This is a genomic window from Rheinheimera marina (genome assembly GCF_042654345.1).
GTDB classification, from domain to species: domain Bacteria; phylum Pseudomonadota; class Gammaproteobacteria; order Enterobacterales; family Alteromonadaceae; genus Pararheinheimera; species Pararheinheimera marina.
Window position 1 is genome coordinate 134,065 of sequence record NZ_JBHSGB010000001.1, and the last position, 18,212, is coordinate 152,276.

The 18,212-nt window shown below is 53.5% G+C and carries 19 protein-coding genes; 9 read left to right on the forward strand and 10 right to left on the reverse strand.

Features of this window, described 5'->3' with window-relative positions; all coding sequences use genetic code 11:
- Positions 1 to 159 precede the first annotated feature (159 nt).
- A complete protein-coding gene (locus ACFO3I_RS00620; protein ID WP_377330875.1) occupies positions 160 to 1,095 on the forward strand; it encodes a M14 family metallopeptidase in 936 nt (311 codons plus the stop codon).
- Between the two features lie 74 nt (positions 1,096 to 1,169).
- Here the strand turns inward: ACFO3I_RS00620 and ACFO3I_RS00625 are convergent, their stop codons facing one another.
- On the reverse strand, positions 1,170 to 3,323 hold the full coding sequence (locus tag ACFO3I_RS00625; protein ID WP_377330876.1) for a TonB-dependent siderophore receptor: 2,154 nt from the start codon (positions 3,321 to 3,323) through the stop codon (positions 1,170 to 1,172).
- 161 nt (positions 3,324 to 3,484) lie between these two features.
- Here ACFO3I_RS00625 and ACFO3I_RS00630 point away from each other — a divergent pair, with 161 nt between their 5' ends.
- Positions 3,485 to 4,138 carry a DsbA family oxidoreductase gene (locus tag ACFO3I_RS00630; protein ID WP_377330878.1) on the forward strand — a complete coding sequence of 218 codons (654 nt, stop codon included), beginning with the start codon at positions 3,485 to 3,487 and terminating at the stop codon, positions 4,136 to 4,138.
- A 3-nt stretch (positions 4,139 to 4,141) separates the two neighbouring features.
- Here the strand turns inward: ACFO3I_RS00630 and ACFO3I_RS00635 are convergent, their stop codons facing one another.
- Together ACFO3I_RS00635 and ACFO3I_RS00640 are read right to left on the reverse strand one after the other, a co-directional pair.
- Entirely contained in the window at positions 4,142 to 4,483 is a 342-nt protein-coding gene (locus ACFO3I_RS00635) for an FKBP-type peptidyl-prolyl cis-trans isomerase (protein WP_377330879.1), read from the reverse strand.
- A 5-nt stretch (positions 4,484 to 4,488) separates the two neighbouring features.
- Positions 4,489 to 4,959: a MarR family winged helix-turn-helix transcriptional regulator gene (locus ACFO3I_RS00640; RefSeq protein ID WP_377330880.1), complete on the reverse strand. Its 471-nt coding sequence runs from the start codon at positions 4,957 to 4,959 to the stop codon at positions 4,489 to 4,491.
- Positions 4,960 to 5,170: 211 nt separating this feature from the next.
- On the opposite strand from ACFO3I_RS00640, the gene ACFO3I_RS00645 reads away from it, so the two are divergent.
- Positions 5,171 to 5,959 carry a substrate-binding periplasmic protein gene (locus ACFO3I_RS00645; protein ID WP_377330882.1) on the forward strand — a complete coding sequence of 263 codons (789 nt, stop codon included), beginning with the start codon at positions 5,171 to 5,173 and terminating at the stop codon, positions 5,957 to 5,959.
- Between the two features lie 91 nt (positions 5,960 to 6,050).
- Positions 6,051 to 6,536, forward strand: coding sequence for a hypothetical protein (locus tag ACFO3I_RS00650; protein ID WP_377330883.1), 486 nt, complete (start codon positions 6,051 to 6,053; stop codon positions 6,534 to 6,536).
- Between the two features lie 66 nt (positions 6,537 to 6,602).
- Here ACFO3I_RS00650 and ACFO3I_RS00655 read toward each other — a convergent pair whose 3' ends face one another.
- A complete protein-coding gene (locus tag ACFO3I_RS00655; RefSeq protein ID WP_377330885.1) occupies positions 6,603 to 8,717 on the reverse strand; it encodes a hypothetical protein in 2,115 nt (704 codons plus the stop codon).
- A gap of 174 nt (positions 8,718 to 8,891) precedes the next feature.
- On the opposite strand from ACFO3I_RS00655, the gene ACFO3I_RS00660 reads away from it, so the two are divergent.
- Positions 8,892 to 9,524 (forward strand): lysoplasmalogenase, encoded by a 633-nt coding sequence (locus ACFO3I_RS00660; RefSeq protein WP_377330887.1) that lies wholly within the window; start codon positions 8,892 to 8,894, stop codon positions 9,522 to 9,524.
- Here the strand turns inward: ACFO3I_RS00660 and ACFO3I_RS00665 are convergent.
- A complete protein-coding gene (locus tag ACFO3I_RS00665) occupies positions 9,475 to 10,284 on the reverse strand; it encodes a TMEM175 family protein (RefSeq protein ID WP_377330889.1) in 810 nt (269 codons plus the stop codon). The genes ACFO3I_RS00660 and ACFO3I_RS00665 overlap by 50 nt on opposite strands.
- Positions 10,285 to 10,491: 207 nt before the next feature.
- Here ACFO3I_RS00665 and ACFO3I_RS00670 point away from each other — a divergent pair, with 207 nt between their 5' ends.
- Positions 10,492 to 11,550: a DUF3083 family protein gene (locus ACFO3I_RS00670; protein ID WP_377330890.1), complete on the forward strand. Its 1,059-nt coding sequence runs from the start codon at positions 10,492 to 10,494 to the stop codon at positions 11,548 to 11,550.
- Between the two features lie 11 nt (positions 11,551 to 11,561).
- On the opposite strand, the gene ACFO3I_RS00675 is transcribed toward ACFO3I_RS00670, so the two are convergent.
- Entirely contained in the window at positions 11,562 to 12,755 is a 1,194-nt protein-coding gene (locus ACFO3I_RS00675; RefSeq protein WP_377330891.1) for a diguanylate cyclase domain-containing protein, read from the reverse strand.
- Between the two features lie 192 nt (positions 12,756 to 12,947).
- On the opposite strand from ACFO3I_RS00675, the gene ACFO3I_RS00680 reads away from it, so the two are divergent.
- Entirely contained in the window at positions 12,948 to 13,295 is a 348-nt protein-coding gene (locus ACFO3I_RS00680; protein ID WP_377330892.1) for a PadR family transcriptional regulator, read from the forward strand.
- Positions 13,295 to 14,026, forward strand: a complete 732-nt coding sequence (locus ACFO3I_RS00685; protein ID WP_377330894.1) for a permease prefix domain 2-containing transporter — start codon at positions 13,295 to 13,297, stop codon at positions 14,024 to 14,026. Before ACFO3I_RS00680 ends, ACFO3I_RS00685 begins: the two co-directional genes overlap by 1 nt.
- A gap of 22 nt (positions 14,027 to 14,048) precedes the next feature.
- On the opposite strand, the gene ACFO3I_RS00690 is transcribed toward ACFO3I_RS00685, so the two are convergent.
- The 3 genes from ACFO3I_RS00690 to ACFO3I_RS00700 all read right to left on the reverse strand — a co-directional run bounded on the left by ACFO3I_RS00690 (position 14,049) and on the right by ACFO3I_RS00700 (position 15,433).
- Positions 14,049 to 14,642 (reverse strand): hypothetical protein, encoded by a 594-nt coding sequence (locus tag ACFO3I_RS00690; RefSeq protein ID WP_377330896.1) that lies wholly within the window; start codon positions 14,640 to 14,642, stop codon positions 14,049 to 14,051.
- Positions 14,643 to 14,771: 129 nt separating this feature from the next.
- Complete coding sequence (locus tag ACFO3I_RS00695; protein WP_337880098.1) at positions 14,772 to 14,990, reverse strand: helix-turn-helix transcriptional regulator; 219 nt, start codon at positions 14,988 to 14,990, stop codon at positions 14,772 to 14,774.
- Positions 14,987 to 15,433 carry a hypothetical protein gene (locus tag ACFO3I_RS00700; RefSeq protein ID WP_377330898.1) on the reverse strand — a complete coding sequence of 149 codons (447 nt, stop codon included), beginning with the start codon at positions 15,431 to 15,433 and terminating at the stop codon, positions 14,987 to 14,989. Before ACFO3I_RS00700 ends, ACFO3I_RS00695 begins: the two co-directional genes overlap by 4 nt.
- Before the next feature lie 433 nt (positions 15,434 to 15,866).
- Between ACFO3I_RS00700 and ACFO3I_RS00705 the strand changes: the two genes are divergently transcribed.
- The gene (locus ACFO3I_RS00705) at positions 15,867 to 16,859 is read left to right on the forward strand and encodes a branched-chain amino acid aminotransferase (protein ID WP_377330899.1); all 993 of its coding nucleotides are present in this window, start codon (positions 15,867 to 15,869) and stop codon (positions 16,857 to 16,859) included.
- Between the two features lie 75 nt (positions 16,860 to 16,934).
- Here the strand turns inward: ACFO3I_RS00705 and ACFO3I_RS00710 are convergent, their stop codons facing one another.
- Positions 16,935 to 18,194 (reverse strand): NADH:flavin oxidoreductase/NADH oxidase family protein, encoded by a 1,260-nt coding sequence (locus ACFO3I_RS00710; protein ID WP_377330901.1) that lies wholly within the window; start codon positions 18,192 to 18,194, stop codon positions 16,935 to 16,937.
- Between the last annotated feature and the right edge of the window lie 18 nt (positions 18,195 to 18,212).

The window sequence follows — 18,212 nt, forward strand, 5'->3', positions numbered from 1 at the left end:
TTAAAACAAATTAACAAAAACCCCATAAAACAACAAATACATTGAGTTAGTCAAATTGACTAAAAAATAGTGGCATCCGTCTGATTGCAACAGAGGCTGAACTTCCGGCTCAGCCGGGGCAGTGCTATAGTGCGCGCAGCATTGGAACAGGACAGCAGCATGAAACCAGCCACACCTTTTATTTACCCTATAGGCACCCAAGGCCAATGTTGGGGCGACACCGAAAAAGCCCTTTGGCTCAGCCAGCAAAAACAGACCAAACGCAGTTATCAGCAGGATGTAGTCAGCGCACTGCAATCCTTGCCGGCTGACGCCGAATTAGTGCAGTACGGCCATATCGATTACAGCCGCCATCAGCTACCGGACTATGCGCTCTATGCAGTGCGCAGCAAAAACTGGCAGGCAGACCTGCCTGTGCTACTGGTAACCGGTGGTGTGCATGGTTATGAAACCAGTGGCGTGCATGGCGCGCTGGCTTTTATTCAGCAGCATTTTGCTGAATTCAGCCGCCAGGCCAACCTGTTGGTCTTGCCTTGTATCAGCCCTTGGGGTTACGAAACCATCAACCGCTGGAACCCGGATGCCGTCGATCCGAACCGGTCGTTCAGCCCAACAGGCGAAGCAGCCGAAGCTCAACTGGCGATGGCCTGTATTCAGAGCCACAGCGGTAGCGTTCTGATGCATATTGATTTGCATGAAACCACTGATTCTGACAACAGCGAATTCCGCCCGGCCAAAGCGGCGCGCGACGGCACAGTGAATACCAACTGGAACATTCCAGATGGTTTTTATCTGGTGGGTGACACAGAGCGGCCTGAAGCCGGTTTCCAAAAAGCGGTGATTGATGCGGTGGCCAAAGTGACTCACATCGCGCCAGCAGACGAAAACGGCTGCCTGATTGGTGAAAAGCTGCAGCAGTTCGGCGTAGTGAATTACCCGAAACGCAGCTTGGGTTTGTGTGGTGGTGTTACCAATGCCCGTTTTGTCAACACCACAGAGGTGTACCCGGATAGCCCAAACACCAACCCGCAGCAGTGCATCCAGGCCCAGGTCGCCGCCGTGGTCGCCGCGATGCAGTTTGCGTTAACCCATTAACAAAAAGGGGTCAGGTCTTGAATTTTGAATGTGAATTCAAAATTCAAGACCTGACCCCAAAGCTGGAAAGTTGATTAGAACGCGTAGTTCACACTGAACGACAGGTTACGTGGTGTGCCGTAACGGTACATGGTGTAGGAAGTCCCCCAGGCCGTCATGTAGTTGTAGTACTTTTCATCCAGCAAATTAGCCACGTTCAGCTGCAGGTTCAGATTGGTAGCTACATCGTAGCGTGCCATCAGGTTCACCAGTGAATAGGACTGCTGAGTCAAACGCGCACCGCCGCCTTCGGCATAAGTTTCACTTTGCCAGTTCACGCCGCCACCCACCGTCAGTTCAGGTAAGGCGTCCACAAACTGGTAAGTGGTAAACAGTTTAAACTGCTTGCGTGGACTGTCGGTATTCACCTTCAGGTCATAGGCGTCTTCAGCTTCAAATTGCGAATACCCGGCGCTGATGTTCCAGCCTTCGATTGGCTTACCTACCACTTCAAGCTCAAAGCCTTTGCTTTCCGTGCCGTCGGCACCGTAATAAGCGGTTTGCTGCTCTGCATTCGGAACGAAGGTTGAGTCAACCACGGCCAGGTTATCCTGCTGAATTTGGAACACTGCTACAGTGGTATTTAAACGATCATCCAAAAAGCTGCTCTTCAGACCGAGCTCATAGCTCTTGCCTGAAACCGGATCTAATAGCTCGTTATTTTTGTCGCGACGATCCTGAGCTTTAAAGATTTCTGTATAGCTGGCATACAAACGGTGTTGTTCGGTCAGGTCCAATAAGGCACCAACATAAGGTACAAATTCACCGTTATTGCCGTAATCCTCTTTAGCGCCGTACCAGATCCCTTCACGGTCCCAGCTTGACACCCGACCACCGACAATAAACTTCAGCGCATCTGTGGCAGAAATACGGGTCGCTGCGTACAGACCTTTTTGTTTAATGGTGACATCTTCAGCCCGTACAGGCGTATTTTCCCATTCAGGTTGTGGTAAACCAGCCCACTGATAAAAATTGCCAACGTCCACACGATCGTAGCCACCACTCATATCACCACCAATTGGAGTGTAAGAATCAGTTTCAATATCCTGTGTACTGGTAATAGCCCCAACCACAAACTCGTGGCTCTGATTAAACAACTGATAATCACCTTTCAGTTGCACATCGAAGCTGTTCTGGTCGCTTTCGCCGTAGGCACGGTAGCGCTGTGCGCTCAGGCCTTCACCGGTGGCTTTATCAACTGCACCGTAGAGATACAGCAATTTGGAATCTTTTTCGTAGGCCATACGGTTGTAGTTGGCGACCAACTGCCAGCCATTAGCAAAGCTGTGATTCAGGTTAGCGAAATAATTGGTGTTGGTAGTTTCCCAGCGGGTCCAGTCAGCACCAGTCGTCTTTGAGGTATCCCAGTCGATATAGGTACCGTCACTGTACATCGCTGGCAAAGCGCCCCAAGTGGCAGCTTTCGGATCACGGTTTTGGTAACTGCCGCCAACGCGAATTAAGGTACTGTTGCTCAGGTCAGCTTCCAGCACGCCATAAAGCACATTGCTGTTATCTTCAAACTGGTCCCAGTAAGAGTCACTTTTCAGGTACTTGCCTACCACCCGGCCACGCAATGTACCACTGCGATTTAGCCCGGACGCCACGTCTGCTGTGAGCTGCTGCCGGTTCCAGCTGCCGGTCTGCACATCAACATTCCCTTTCAAGGCTGTGCTATCAGCATGCTTACGCACCAGATTGATAGACGCGGATGGTTCACCTGCCCCAGTCAACAGGCCAGTTGCACCACGCACAAACTCGACACGTTCATAAATGGCTACATCTGCCACTGTTTCGCCAGAATCACCAGCCAGAGACCAGGCTAAAGGCACACCATCAATCTGGTAGTTTGTCACTTCAAAGCCACGGGCCTTGAATGAGCTGCGCACGTTATCCACTTCTGTCGCCGACACGCCTACCGCATTTTTAACGGTTTCAAGCACCGTATTAATGTTCTGATCTTTTAAGCGCTGCTCGGTCAGCACGCTGACCGATTGCGGCGTTTCACGCAGGCTCAAACCCAAGCCCGTTGCGGTATCAATGTTTTCAGTGACAGTGTATTTGCCAACAACTTCGATACGCTCGACATCCTTTTCCGTTTTATCTGCTGCAACAGCAGCCATGCTGAACAGCGCCATTTGGGTGGCAACAACTAAAGGTAACTTACGGAATTTCACGGTGTTTGACATAAAAGATCCTCCAATTGCGGCGGATCATACACAAATGCAAACCATTATCAAATGCGGATGAGATGAATTGTTATTTCTTTACAGCCCAATTCAACAGGTTAACTTGCAATTAACCAGCCTGCCCCCATAACGGCTGTAATGCCCGTTAAAAGGAAAACCTGATGCGTCAGCTTCATATTGATTTAGTTTCGGATATCGCCTGCCCCTGGTGTGCTATTGGTTATGCGCGCTTGCTCGAAGCCTTGCACCAGCTGGAAGGCAAAGTTCAGGTCAGCCTGAGCTGGCGGGCCTTTGAACTGAACCCGGATCCAGACTTAGTGCCAGAACCTATTTTGCCGGCACTGGCCCGTAAATATGGCCGAACCGAAGCAGAAATGCAGCAGTCGCAGCAGCAACTGATGGAAATTGCCAAAGGTCTGGGCCTGAATTTCTCGGGGATGCAGCAGCGCAATACCAGCAACACCTTTAATGGCCACCGTCTGGTGAAATGGGCGGCTGGTTTTAATCAACAAAGTGCCATGAAGCTGGCGTTGTTTGACGCTTATTTTGGTCAGGCGGAAGATGTCAACAACAAGGCTGTGCTGCTCAATGCGGTGCAGGCCGCAGGACTGGACCCAGTGCAGGCGCAGGCGGTTTTAGATTCGGATGCTTTTGCGGCCGAAGTGCGGGCCGAAGAAGCGCAGTACCAGAATGCCGGCATTCAGTCGGTACCGGCTTTTATTATTAATCAGCAATACCTGATTTCCGGCGCCCGCGAACCCGAAGTACTGGCGCAGGCGCTGGAACAGATTGCCGCAGAAATCACTGACGCTTAGGCGTCAGTCATCGCGGTTTTTCACGTCGAGCAGTTCAATTTCAAAAATCAGATTGGCGTGCGCGGGTATCTTGCTGCCAATCTGGCGTTCGCCATACGCCAACTCAGCCGGCACCCACAGCCGGCGTTTACCACCGACCTGCATCCCCAGTAATCCGAGGATCCAGCCCTGGATCACTCTGTTATTGCTCAGCACCACTTCGAAAGCTTCACCCTGTTGGTAGGACGAATCAAATTCAGTGCCGTCTTCCAGCCAGCCACGATAATGCGCGGTGATCAACGAACCGCGTTTGGCGGCTTTGCCCTCGCCTGGCTGCAGGTCTTCAATTGTGAGTTCAGCGGTCATCGCAGCTAACCAGCGTTCAGACTAGTGGCAATACGGTCACGCAACTGCTGCAGTTCGGTACGCAGCCGCACCAGCTCCGTCAGCTCCATGCCACAGGCCAGGCCAATTTGCTGCAAAACCGCGAAGGCCTGCTGTTGCAGCGCTTTACCTTCTTTGGTCAGCTTAATTTCCAGTGCCCGCTCATTGTCCGGAATGCGCTGGCGGGTCAGCAAGCCTTGCTGCTCCAACCGTTTCAGCACTGGTGTTAAGGCGCCCGACTCGGTGATCAGCCGCTCGGCAATATCCTTCAGGCCAATGCCATCTTTTTCCCACAAAATCAGCATCACCAGGTATTGCGGATAGGTCAGCCCCAGTTTTTCCAGCAATGGCTTGTAGGCTTTGGTCATCATCAGCGACGCCGAATACAAGGCAAAACACAACTGATTGTCCAGGTGCAGCGCGGCAGGCTGATCCAAAGGTAAACACTGATCTGACATAGTCAAAGTCCGCTAAATACAGGTCTGGCAAGGGTAAAAGATGCGGCAGGGGCAGGCAAGTTAAAAAGCGGTGCATCGACAGGGTTAAAGAAAAAAGTCGGTTTGGTCGCTTAGAGTCTGATGGCGAATTAAGGTTAGTTTTTAATAACCAAACCTCAACCGCTTGTAAATTCTGTATAGTAACCACTTGCTAAGAATTAAGGACGTCCGCATGAAAAGGCTGCTGTTTATATTCAGCTTGTTCGCTTTCTGCTCTGCGCCGCAGGCAGCGGAGACAGTGCGGCTGCGCTGGTGTCTGGATCACTTTCCCAACGTGCACGAATTTAACAGCTCAGGCAGCAAAGCCACAGGCCCGGGTGTGGAATTTATGCAGGAGCTGGCACGTCGGGCCGGTGTTGAACTGGAGATGAGCAGCAAAACACCCAGCCGTCGTTGCCTGAAAGCGATGGAGACTGGTGAAACCGACCTGATGATGAACCTGGTGATGTCACCGGCCGGGCAAAACTATATGTGGATGTACGACTACGCCGGTCGCTTTACCGATGCAGCCTGGCAACGATACGACGACCAGCGTCCCATTGCGCAGATGGCCAGCCTGGGTAATTTTACCTTAGTGACAGTGCGAGGTTATGGCCTGCACCCCAAAGTCAAAGCTGTGGTTGACTCTTTGCCTGACCGGCAAAAAGTGCTGGCACCTTCGGCTGAACTGGCGTTGCGCATGGTAGAAAAAGGTCGGGTTGACATCGCCCTGCTACCCGGTGAATTGTCTAAAGCGGCGCTAAATACGAATCCAGACCTGAAGTCAGTGGTTCGCAAACGTCAGTTGCCCGTTGCCGCGGATGATACCCAGCCGGTTTACCTGGCATTTTCGAAAAAAAGCCCACATGCAGAACTGCGTCAACGCCTGCAGCAAAGTCTGGACAGCATGTTGCAGGACGGCAGCGTGGAACACTGGTTTGGCGACAGAGTAGTTCTTCGATCCCAATCCACCGAATACTAAACAACATTGGGGTCAGGTCTTGTATTTTGCGTTTCAATACAAAATACAAGACCTGACCCCTGCACAAAATAGACGTTAGGGATAACAGCACATGAAAATGCAGTCGCAGCGCGATGTCCGCTGGCCGAATCAAACAATGACCTTTACCAGTGTCAAACAGGGATGGCGGGTGCTGAGCGGTGCAGGTCGCACTGTGATTTGCAGCCTGTTTGCTCTGTACGTCGCAATGATCTTCTTAAACAGCAGCAAACTGAACAGCCTGCTGATGCTCAGTAACATTCCGGTCTTCGGCTTGATGTTGCTGCACTACCTGCATAGCCGGGGGCATCCGCGTTTTGAAGAAGTCAGCTTGACCGAAGAGCTTCGGTTGGACAACGGGCAGGTATGCATCGGCAATTATGTGTTTCCGGATACAGTACGCAAACTGGTGATAGGACGGCAAGACATTAACGGACCAGGATTTTTGCAACTGGCCTGGAATGGCGGTGAGCAGTGGTTATTCCCGGTGGAAGAAATCCCATCAGTGCGGCATTTCTTCCGCCAGCATGCGCCGCATATTCAGGTGATTAACGAATAAGAAAGGGGTCAGGTCTTGTATTTTGCGTTTCAATGCAAAATACAAGACCTGACCCCATACCGTAAGTTAGCCTAACCAGCGGGCGAATAAACCTGCCTGCCAGGCCCAACCGGCCAGACACGCCAGCACCAGCAACGTCAGGTACAAACCAATATGGCTCTTGTTTTCGTACGGGTCTGCCATGCTACGGCTGGAGCCTGCCGGTAACTGCGCCAGAGCGGTCAGTCGGGTGCCAAAAGGAATACTCAGTTTGGCATTGGTATTCAGCGCCCAGCCGTTGGCATCCAGCAATGGAGCCAGGTTGCGCTCACGCAGTTTAAACCAGGCCAGCAGCATCGCCGGGCCTGAAATCATCAGTGCAATCCCCGCCAACGCCAGCGGCATCTGCCACCAGCTCAGGCCAAGGAAACTACTGAATACAGTTGCCAGCGCTGTCCCCAAGGCACCAAGCGCCAAGCCAATGGCGGCAAAAATACCGGCAAATTTAGCCACATCAAAAGGTGCGGCGGGTTTGGCTGCTGTCTCCGCGACTTTGGCGGCGTCACCCACTCCGGCGGCACTTTTGGTTTCAATTTCTTTGTCTTTACTGGCGGCAAATTTCTGAATTTGATCGGAAATCATGCGGCCAATCCGGCGATACGGCGTAAAAAATGCTTCGCGGATACTGATTGGGTTTTCCACAATACGGCTGACCGTGGCGTCCCAATCCTGACCTTTGGCGTCGTAATAAACGCCGTTGCGTCCCACCATCAGATTACCGGCATCCCCAGCGGTCATGGCGGCAACAATCGACTTTTTCTCCGCGCTGCCTTTGCGGCTGCAGTCCATATACAGCAAATAAGCACCAGACAAACCCGCCACTTTGGCGTGTTTGCCGGCGTCATGCACTTCAATGCATAAATCACAGCTGCGACCGTCTATATAAAGCCGGCCATTCTGGAAAATTGCTGGTTGTTTCAGGCTGTAGAAACTCTGCAGATTGACAAAGTTATGCAATAAATCCCGCAGGTAACGCTGGTAGCGGATCAGCTTATCCACTTCCAATACAGACTCAGCCTCAGACTGGCGGGCTAAATCCTGTGCTATCAGTGCAGTGGCTTCCGCCAGTACGGTTTCCTCCAGACAAGCGCGTAACACCAGCGCATCCAGACTAGCCACCGGGCTTTGCGGTTCGGCCGCTTTCCAGTCGGCATAAGGTTTCAGCGTGTCTTTTAACTGCTGCCATTTGCTGGCATTAATTTCTTTCGCAGTTTTCCATACCGGCTTGGCAAGTGCAGCCAGGCGGGCCAGTTTGTCAGCCCAGTGCGGATGCACCCCGGCCGTTAAAGGCAACAAGGCCTCTGCACTGATACGGGCCAGCGGCAAGTGGCTGGCGTCTGCGCTGTCGGCATTTAATAACTGGCGGGACAAAGCGGCATAATCGGCGAGCGCCGCATTCAGTGGTTCAGTGGCATTGGCGTCGTAAGCAGCCAGCTGACAACGGGTAAAAAAGTCGGCCACTTTGGCATCGAGCGCCTGCACCAGCTGGTACAGCTCAGCCGTCTGTTCACCAGCCACCGCAGACACAGCGTCGGCGGCATCCAGCCAGCCGCGGTAAGCCTGACCGGCTGCGACAAACTGGTCCAGCAACGGCTGGTCAATACCCGCCATACCGCTGCGGTCCTGCACCTGCCAGCCGCAGCTGTGGATGGCGGTAATCAGTTGGGTCAAAGGTTCGGAGCTGCTGAGTGCGGCGGTGATCACGCCATCACCGTTCAGTTGGTCCGGCGGGAAAATACTGGCCATATCAGCGGTATCGGCCACCGTTAGCGCAGACGCCTCGGCTTTACCTAAGTTGGTCAGCATGCGCTGAGCCGACGCCAGCAACTTGCGGCCCTGCTCAGTGCCATCATCAATCGCACTCAATGGCAGTTCGTCGCCTGACAGCAGTACGGCCGGATGCTTTAACACTGACAAGGCCCAGCGCACTGCGCTGCGCACTTCATCAATCCGCACTTTGCCGTCGGCGTCGCTGTCGAGGTAACTCAATGTACGCTCGTCAAATTCCAGCCCTTTCACCGGGCAACTCAGCGCCGCCCATAACTTCGGGTCCAGCTCGTGCAAATGTTGCCAGTCTTCAATCTTATCCAACCGAACCTGATCAAAACCGCCAGAGCGGAAAAATCGCCACTGATGTGCCATACCAGCATCTCCTTGTAGTCAACCCAGGCCTCTAATGCAGGCGCTGGTGGTATTCTTTAAATATTTCATGCTTTTGCAGAGCCAGCAAGCTGAAATCCAGCCTGACAGGCGCCGCACTTGCAGCCGCAGCAATTGCACGGCAGACTAAAAATAAACGCCGTTCAGGGAAATCCAATGACAATAACAATCCCTTTTTGCTTCAGCCTGCTCGCAGTCGCTTACCTGTGGTTATCGCAACAGGGCGAGTTCCCGCTTAGTTTTCTGGTCAAAATTCTGCCGCTGCTGTTATTAACCGGCTGGGCACTACGACAAAACCAAGCGCAAAAATGGCTGCTGGCCGCGCTGGCGTTTTCCATGTTGGGAGACGTCTTGCTGGCCTGGGACGGTGAGCGTTTATTTGTGTTTGGCCTGGCGGCTTTTCTGCTGGGGCACCTGAGTTACCTGATGAACCTGCGGCCGTTCACCCGCTTTTACCCGGCACTACTGCTGCCTTACCTGGGCTTTGCTGCTGTGGTGCTTAGCCTGATGTGGCCACAACTGGGTGCCATGGCGCTACCTGTCTGCATTTATATTGCAGTGATCCTCAGTATGTCCTTTGGTACCTGGTGCTCTGGCCGCGCCAACCCCTGGCTGATTGCCGGTGGCTTGTTCTTTATTGCCTCCGACAGCCTGATTGGCCTGAACAAGTTTTATCAGGCCATTCCTTCTGCTGGCAGCTGGATTATGCTGACCTATTACGCAGCGCAGTTTGCCTTAGTCAGAGGCTTTTTGCAGACGCCAACTCAGCTTCAGCCGCAGTCGGACTGAATTCAGGCTGCGGCTCTGGCTCTGTCAGCGCTTCGATATTTGCTTGCTGTGCTGCCAGCAGAAGCTTCAACCCTCTGTTATTGAGCCTGACCGTGAGCGGAACCAGAATGCCCAGCACCGCATAAATAAAGCCGCCTAATAAAATCCAGGCACCTTCGGCGAACAGACCAATCAATACTGAGATCATCGCAACAATACAGAGCACCAACCCCAGGCGGATTTCGTTGCCTAGTACCGCCCGTTCATAAGTGTCCAGCGGCAGCTCAAGGTTTACCTTCAACGCATGGCGGTTTAGCAGCACAATGCACAGCATCATGCCCAGGTAACCCAGGCTGTACACCACAAAAAGACCCGCCAGCCCATGCTCCGACGCCAGGCGAATCCCTGAAGGCAACCAGCCCCCAGACACCCAGTGGAACATGCTGGAAAACACCGCTTTCAGTGGGTAGACATAAATCAGCACCAGCAACACCAGGCTGAAACTCAGCGCCACCGACACTGAATCATCCAGGCCAGTGCGGCGGCTCCAGATATGATGACGAAACCAGAAGGTACCCAGCAAGGCCACGCTAACGGCAAAGGCCGGAATATGCAGCAGCGCCTGCTGCAATTCGGCATAACTGGCGGGAATTTTGCCCTGGCCTATCACCAGCAAAGTAAAAGCAAAGGCGAAGGCAGCATCGGTCAGAGTTTCAATCCGGGTGGTTTGCAAGCCCCTTAACCTGAATTCGGCAGGCCCAGCCTTCTGCGGTGCATTCATCTCAATCCCTACCCTGCTTCCATTAACATTTGACTGCCATTTTATAAACAAAGCCACAACCGGACGCAATCCCTGCCACGCTGAACACGGTGGCTGTTGCCAGCGCTGTTTTTGCCGTTACTTCCAACCTGAAGTTTGCGCTGGATCAGCATTTGCTCAGCCGGACGGGCGCACAATGCCGCCAGTTTGACAAATCAGGAGAACAGCATGCATAAGGTTTATTTGCCGCAAAACGCCCGTTCCAGCCAATACCTGCTGGCCGAACTGCCGCTGTGTAACGAACTGCTCAGCCATTACCCGGACTTGATCAGCTGTTACCAGGCGCTGAGCCAGAGCTTCTTTGGGCACTGCCAGCAGCAAGGCCTGCACCACTGCTACTTTATCGCCAATGACAAAGTGCCGGTGGTGCGTTACCTGTCCGAAGCACTGACGGTACAAACCCAGGACCAAATGCTGTTTTTCTATAACCCGGCTTACCATGAAGGCCAGCAAGCCTACTTTGACAGCCAGTACCGCGCCCGCAAAATCAGCCTGCTGTTGCTCAGTGCTGGCGAAGAAATCCGTACTAATGCCGCCGCCTTTCACAGTGCCGTGCGCCGTGCCCTGCTGGGCTTCAGAGAAAGCCTGCCCAGCCTGAATACTGGCCTGAAACTGCGGGACCACCAACATATAGGCTATGACCTGTTTGCCCGGCAAAAAGGCAATGACCAAAGTTACGGCTACAAAATGCGCGCCGTGCCGAAACGCTACGAAAGCCGGGACTGTCAGTTACCAGAGCAATACCACCAGATGAATTACGCCGCCATCAGCCTGCCGTTTAACCGGCAGCTGCGCCAGGCACTGACGCTGGAACACGACGCACTGGCCGGCAGCAGTGTTTTGGTGCCAGCGCTGGAACAACTGTTTTTCCAGCAGGCCCAAGCCCAACAGCTGAAACTGGCCGCCTTAGTGGCCGACGGCCGCACGCCACTGGTTCGTAACTTCCAGTCCGACAAAGAGCATGTCAGCAAAGAGTTGCGGCTGCTTAGCTTCGACACCAGCACCAGCGAGGTAATGTGGCAATGCTTCTGGCAACCTGAACTTTGCCCGGACACTGTGCATTTATTGTTGGTGGCCGACGACAGCCAGTTAACTGAAGGGGGTTATGCCCGCTTTTTACAACGGGTGGAAGAATGCATGAAACAGCTGACGCGTAAGCTGATGCTAAACACCGAAAAACAGGACGTACAAATCCGCTTCCATCAGCATATCAGCTACTGGTTGTAAGTTTGCCCTGCTCAGTCGTCAGCAGCCGGCTCCAGTTGGTTGCTGACCTGTTCTGCCTTCATGGCATACAGAGTAAAACCATGGCGGCCACTGCGTTTCACGCTGTACATGGCCTCGTCGGCTTTTTCAATCAGCTCAGCAATCTGACGGCCATGCTGCGGGTAGATACTGATACCAATGCTGGCCCCCAGACTGTAACTCTGGCCATCTATTTGCACCGGCAACTCCAACAACTCAGACAGCTTTTCCGCCACCAGACTCACCCCATGCGGATGTTCTAGCTGAGTCGCGATGACCAAAAACTCATCGCCGCCCACCCGGGCGCAAACGTCTGTACTGCGCATATACTGCCGCAATCGCCGGGCCACTTCTTTTAACACCGCGTCACCAGCTTTATGCCCGGCCTGATCATTAATGGGTTTAAAATTATCCAGGTCGATATAAAACACCGCCAGCAGCTGATGGGGTCTGTTGGCCAACAGCAACACCTGCTCAAACAGCGCATCAACATAACGTTTGTTATTCAGGCCGGTCAGCGGATCTTTGTAAGCCATTTCCAGTGCTCTGGTTTCTGACGCCATCAACCGTTGCTGAAACAAGGCAAACACCGCACTGATTAAACTCAGATAGAGCCCAACCACCAGCACAGTACCCAGCCAGAACGCCTGAGTGCGCCAACCATCAAACAACACCAGTGACACCGGCTCCAGCATAAACCAGTGCACCGCGCGCAAGCAGGCAAAAAGCGCGATGGAGCGGCGGATCAATGCTGGCACGGCCGACTCCCCCTTAAGCACTGTGTAAGCCAACGCCAGCAAGAGGAGGCAGTTCACCAACCCCAAAGCCAGGTTAGGCACCCAGACTGACCAGTGCAGCAGTTGAGCAGCCACGAGACAAAGAGCGCAGGCAGCGGCTAATCCAATATACGCGGCCCGCTGGACCACAGCACCAAAGAATGCAGTCGCCCCGAGCAGCAACAACAGCTTTTCGCTAAGCGACAACAGGCTATAGGCCAGCTTTGCCAGTTGAGCATCTATCGGAAACAACCCGACGTTAAACAAACGTGCACAGCAGGCAGCCAGAATGGCCAGCGCCCACCAACCGCAGCCAGGGTTGGTACGCGGAACTTTGCGGGCAAACAACATCAACACGAAAAACACCAAGTACAATGCACAACCGACAGAATGAACAATTTCGAATGACATAATGACCCTGAATAGTAATGTGGCAGTCAACCCACCATGGTTTAAGAGGGTGGCTTGTACCGCTGATTTCAAGGCCCGAAATTTAGTGTAGTTCAGCTCTGGTGTTCCGCAGGGCGTTTTACCCTTTCTCTTGAAGCTGAAAATTATTTAATCTACATTGTAGAGGTTATTTGAGCAGGACAAGGCCCGGCAATGTCGCAGGACAAATTCATTGGTGAACTGGAGCAAATGCTGCTGTTATGCATTCTGCAGCTGCGGGAGCAAGCATATGGAACTCAAATCCGGCTCTGCCTGGCAGAACGAGCAGGAAGAGATCTCAGTATTGGCGCGCTTTACACCACGCTTGAACGCATGGAGCAGAAGGGAATGCTCAACAGCCGCCTGGGCGAAGCCACTGCCGAGCGTGGAGGACGCGCCAAAAAATACTTTGTTTTGACAGCAGAGGGCGTGCAGGCATTGCAACGCAGCAAACAGGCGTTGGATAACTTATGGCAGGGCATTGCGCTGGGCAGTCCTGATACCGGCAACAGGAGTGCCTGATGGAACACCAGAAAAAACCGTCATTTCCCCCATTACCACCAGGTCCGTTGCCGCCACATTTGCAACCACCACTACTTTGTCAGCTATTACTCGAATGGCTGCTGCCAGAGCAGCTGCAAGATGCAATTTTGGGTGATTTGCAGGAAGAATTTATCCAACGTCAGCAGCAAAGCCGCAGCCGGGCGCGTTGGTGGTACCGCCAGCAAGCTTTGCATGCAGCCTGGCATTTTCTGACACAAACCAAAGGAGACTGGCTGATGTTCTTACTCAGCATGCTGTTTTTTATTGTTTTAACTGGCTGGGCTATGTGGGTATCTTCGCCGGACGACCCGTGGGCCTTTTACGACTTTGTCTCCCTTGTTCTTATCGTGCCCACTTCACTGATGTTTGCAGTAGGAGCCACCTCACGGCAAACCATGCGTCAGGCACTCGCGCTGCTACTGGACAGCCGACTGCCGTTAAGCCAGCAGAACTATCGGCAGGCTCAACACTTTTTTGACGTGCTGGGGCAAAGTGCCCTGCTGATGGGGATTTTCAGCACACTAATTGGCGTGGTCGCCATCGCCAACAACCTGACCGCCGCCGAATTTGCCAGCGCATTTGGTCCGGCCACAGGGGTTTGCCTGCTGACCTTACTTTATGGTTATGGCCTGAAAACCTTGTGTTACGTGGCTGCACAAAAAGTAAGGTTCAGAGCAGAGCAGGACAACCCGGCTGGCAGCCCTGCATAACCGGCTGCTACTCAAAAAAGCGTTATGGCTGCTGGCTATTGACCGCCTGCCAGTTACCCTGTTTGTCGCGCTGCAGAATCGTTGCTACTGGCCTGGACGGGCAACAGCGGGCGTCGTCTGGGCCATAGCTTATGCCGAAAATTTTCACTTGGTCATCAGCTACCTTTTCAAAGCCTTTGACGGGGGCTTTGGCACTCGGCATGCCTTTGATACGAATAACAGGCGATGACGCTGTGGCGTTCACAAACAAACCGCCAACATTTTTTTCCACCAGTGTCAGCTGATAAGCATAAGAACCGCTGCCGCCGTAACAGCCCAGATCGGCCGCCCATAACACCAGCCAGGACAACATCTGCCCTTCGCCTTCGGTACTGGTATTCCACGGGATCTGGCCAATGAGTTCATGCTGACCACAGCTGAGCGCGTCGGCGTATTTATCAGCAACCTCTGTGGCCTGTTGCTCCAGTGTCAGCTCTCTTGTGGCCTGCTCAGCAACCGTTGGCGCAACCACTGGAACCGCGGGGGAGGAAATAGTGGGGTCTGGAATGGCGAACTCTTGCGGCGCCGACAACGAAAAGCAAAACACTAAACTGCTGAAACTACAAAGTTTGTTCATCCTGAACCTCGGCATTGCAAGTTGAGAACCATTCTCAACTTGCACGAGCGGCATTATTGCAGAATGCCGCTCAAGCACAAGATGTTTACAAAGATTTATCGTTTCACTCACACAGTCAGTGCTGTGCTGTCAATCCGCCTGCTGCTGCCACTGAAATACCTCCTCCAGCGGCACCCCAAAGACCCGGGAAATTTTAAAAGCCGCCTCCAGACTGGGAGAATATTTCCCTGCTTCGATGGCGGCAATGGTCTGGCGGGTGACGCCAATTTTTTCGCCCAGTTCAGCCTGCGTCATTTCGCCCTGCATAAAACGCAGCAATCGGATCCTGTTGGTCAGCTGTTCAGTCATAGAGCCTGCCTGCGGTAACTCAGCACCATCTGGCTGTAGTGCCACAACTCACTCAGCACAATAAAAAACACTGCGGCCTGAAACTGTGGCCAGCCACCTTGCGAAAATGGCATCAGGCAGCCCACCAAAATCATGCCGGTCATCAGCAGGTAATAAGCGCCTTTCAGTGCATTCGCTTCAATGGCTTTATCACGTTCATCTTTGGCGGCTTTGGCATCCAGCGGCATCTGCCAGCGCAACCAGAGATAACCTCCACCCAGCAATGCCAGCTGCACAGCCACTGTCAGACCATAAGCCTGCAGTTGCTGCCACAAACTGAGCTCCTGAGTGGCATTCAGCGACACCCAGACAAAATAAGGCCCAAAGGCCAGCAGCCGGGCCAGAATGGCCAGCCAGGCCGATTTCTCGCGGTAGCTGACTTGTGAATCTTCTGCGTGTTCCATAGCAGTCTCCAGTGCAATAACCAGCAATTAATGAATACTAAACCATACTTAAAGTTAACTACACTTAACATTAAGTCAAGTTTACCATTCAAAAAATTCTGGCATTACTGCAGGTCCTGAAACACCATAGCGCCCAGCTGCAGCCGCTGCACCGGCCAAATTCATCAGTAGAATTCACAAAAATTTGATTGATTAAACACAGCATTTAACTAATGCCATCTGTGTTTAAGCGCTGTACAATGGCCCGGCGCCTTGTGGCAGTGGTGGACGATAATTCGGGTGTGCAGCAGATGAAGTCCCACAAGGTTTTAATGGCCGAGCGCCAGTTCCCCCCATCCGCATTTTTGCTCCCGGATCCGACGAATAACGTCAGAATTTGCAGTGACAATAATGAACGGCCTTTTCAGGCTGGTAAGCAACAGGAATAAAGAAAATGGCAGCATTTGGTAGCGTATTTATGCCAGAAATGGCACTGGCCCGTTTTGATGGCAGCAGCTGGAGCGAAGGCGCTCTGGTGTCCGCCGACAGCATTTCACTGCACCCGGGCGCGCATGTGCTGCACTACGCCAGTACCTGTTTTGAAGGTTTAAAAGCCTTTCGCCACGAAGACGGCAGCATTGCTATTTTCCGTATGGATAAAAACATTGCCCGCATGCAGCAAAGTTCAAAACTGCTGTCGCTGCCGGAGTTTGACGCCGACCTGCTGAAGCAGATGATTATCGACGTGGTGAAACACTACGCCGCCGACGTGCCAACACCGCCAGGTTCCATGTATATCCGCCCAACCCATATCGGCACTGAACCGGCCATTGGTAAAGCAGCCAACCCAACCACTACGTCCATGCTGTATGTGCTGTTGTCGCCAGTCGGTGATTACTTCGCCGGTGGCAGCCGTGGCCTGCGTTTGCTGATGGAAGACAACGCCCGCTGTGCGCCGCATATGGGCATGATCAAAAGCGGTGGTAACTACGCCAGCGCGCTGCACCCAACCCTGCAGGCCCGTGCTCAGTACCAGGCCGATCAGGTGCTGTTCTGCCCGAACGGCGATGTGCAGGAAACCGGCGCCGCCAACTTCCTGTTAATTGACGGCAACGAAATTATCACCAAAGCGCTGGACGCCTCGTTCCTGCACGGTGTCACCCGCGAGACCATTCTGACGCTGGCCCGCGATTTAGGCATGACCGTATCTGAGCGCGAACTGACTGTGGCTGAGCTGCTGGAACGCGCCGCCAAACCGGGCACTGAAGCAGCGCTGTCTGGCACAGCGGCGGTACTGGCGCCGGTCGGCACTCTGATCCATCAGGGCAAAGAATACAAAGTAGGTTCAGGTGAGCCAGGCGCCACCACAGCCAAACTGCGTCAGGCACTGAACGACATTCAGTGGGGCAAAGCGGCCGACACGCACGGCTGGCTGACCCACATCTAATCGCCACTCTCTTTTGGGGGTCAGGTCTTGTATTTTGCATCCCAATGCAAAATACAAGACCTGACCCCTTTTGGTTTAGTTGCAGCAGCTGGCACCTTGGTCGGCCATTTCGCGGCGGTAACGTTTTGCCAGCTTTTTCAACCGCAGCTGATCCGCCAGCAACATCAGCACGGGCCAACGCAGTGGTGACCAGAATGGCAACGGCTTACCGACTCGGCGCAGCATCAGTCGGGTATAAGCCATAGCCGCCAAGGCTTTCAACGGCTTTTGTTTAAACGCCAGCGGCGGCAATTCCGGCGCCAGCGGCTCCCCGGCCTGCCAGCGCTTGGGTAAATCTGGCTGCAGCGCCAGTGCGGTGGCAATTCCGACCAAAGACACACCCGACTGCAACACTTGCTCAGCCACTTCGCGCCGACGAATACCACCTGTCACCATCAACGGCATTTGTGCGGCCTGCTGCAGCTCTTGGGCAAACTCCAGGAAATAAGCTTCGCGCGCCAGAGTACGGCCATCCCGACTGTCGCCCTGCATGGCCGGCGCTTCATAACTGCCGCCCGACAGCTCGACAAAATCCAGCCCCAGTGGGTTCAGCCAGTGCAGCACTTGTTTAGCGTCTTCTGCCGAAAAACCACCGCGCTGAAAGTCGGCCGAGTTTAGTTTTACACTGACAATAAAGCCTTGAGGCAATTCACTGCGTAGCGTGCGAGCAATATCCAGTAGCAGCCGGGCACGGTTTTCCAGGCTGCCACCGTAAGCGTCAGTGCGCTGATTCACCAAAGGCGATAAAAACTGACTGAGTAAATAGCCATGCGCCGCGTGAATTTGCACTCCGCTAAAACCCGCTTGCTGGGCCAGCCTGGCCGAGGTTAAAAACTGGGTTTTCACCTGCTCAATATCATCCAGCGTCATGGCGCGCGGCTGCACAAACATTTTGGAGAACTTGCCTAAATCCAGCGCTATCGCTGAAGGCGCCAGCGCAGGCTGCCCAAGATTGCTGGGTAACTGACGACCTGGGTGGTTGAGCTGCAGGATCAATTTGCTGCCCAGCGGCTGACCGGTGCCCGTCTGCACGGATTGAGCCCAGCGCTTAAACCGCGCCATATCGGAATACACGTCCAGCACCACGCCGCCAGGGCCAGTTAAGGCTGTGCGGCTGACCATCACATTGCCGGAAATCAGCAAACCAGTACCACCCTGCGCCCAGCCCTGATACAGCTGAATCAAATCGTCCGACGGGTTTTGGCCACTGCCCGCCATATTCTCTTCCATAGCCGCCTTCACCAGCCGGTTTTGCAACTGCACACCACTTGGCAGCAACAGACTTTCAAATAACATCACACACCTCTTTTATTG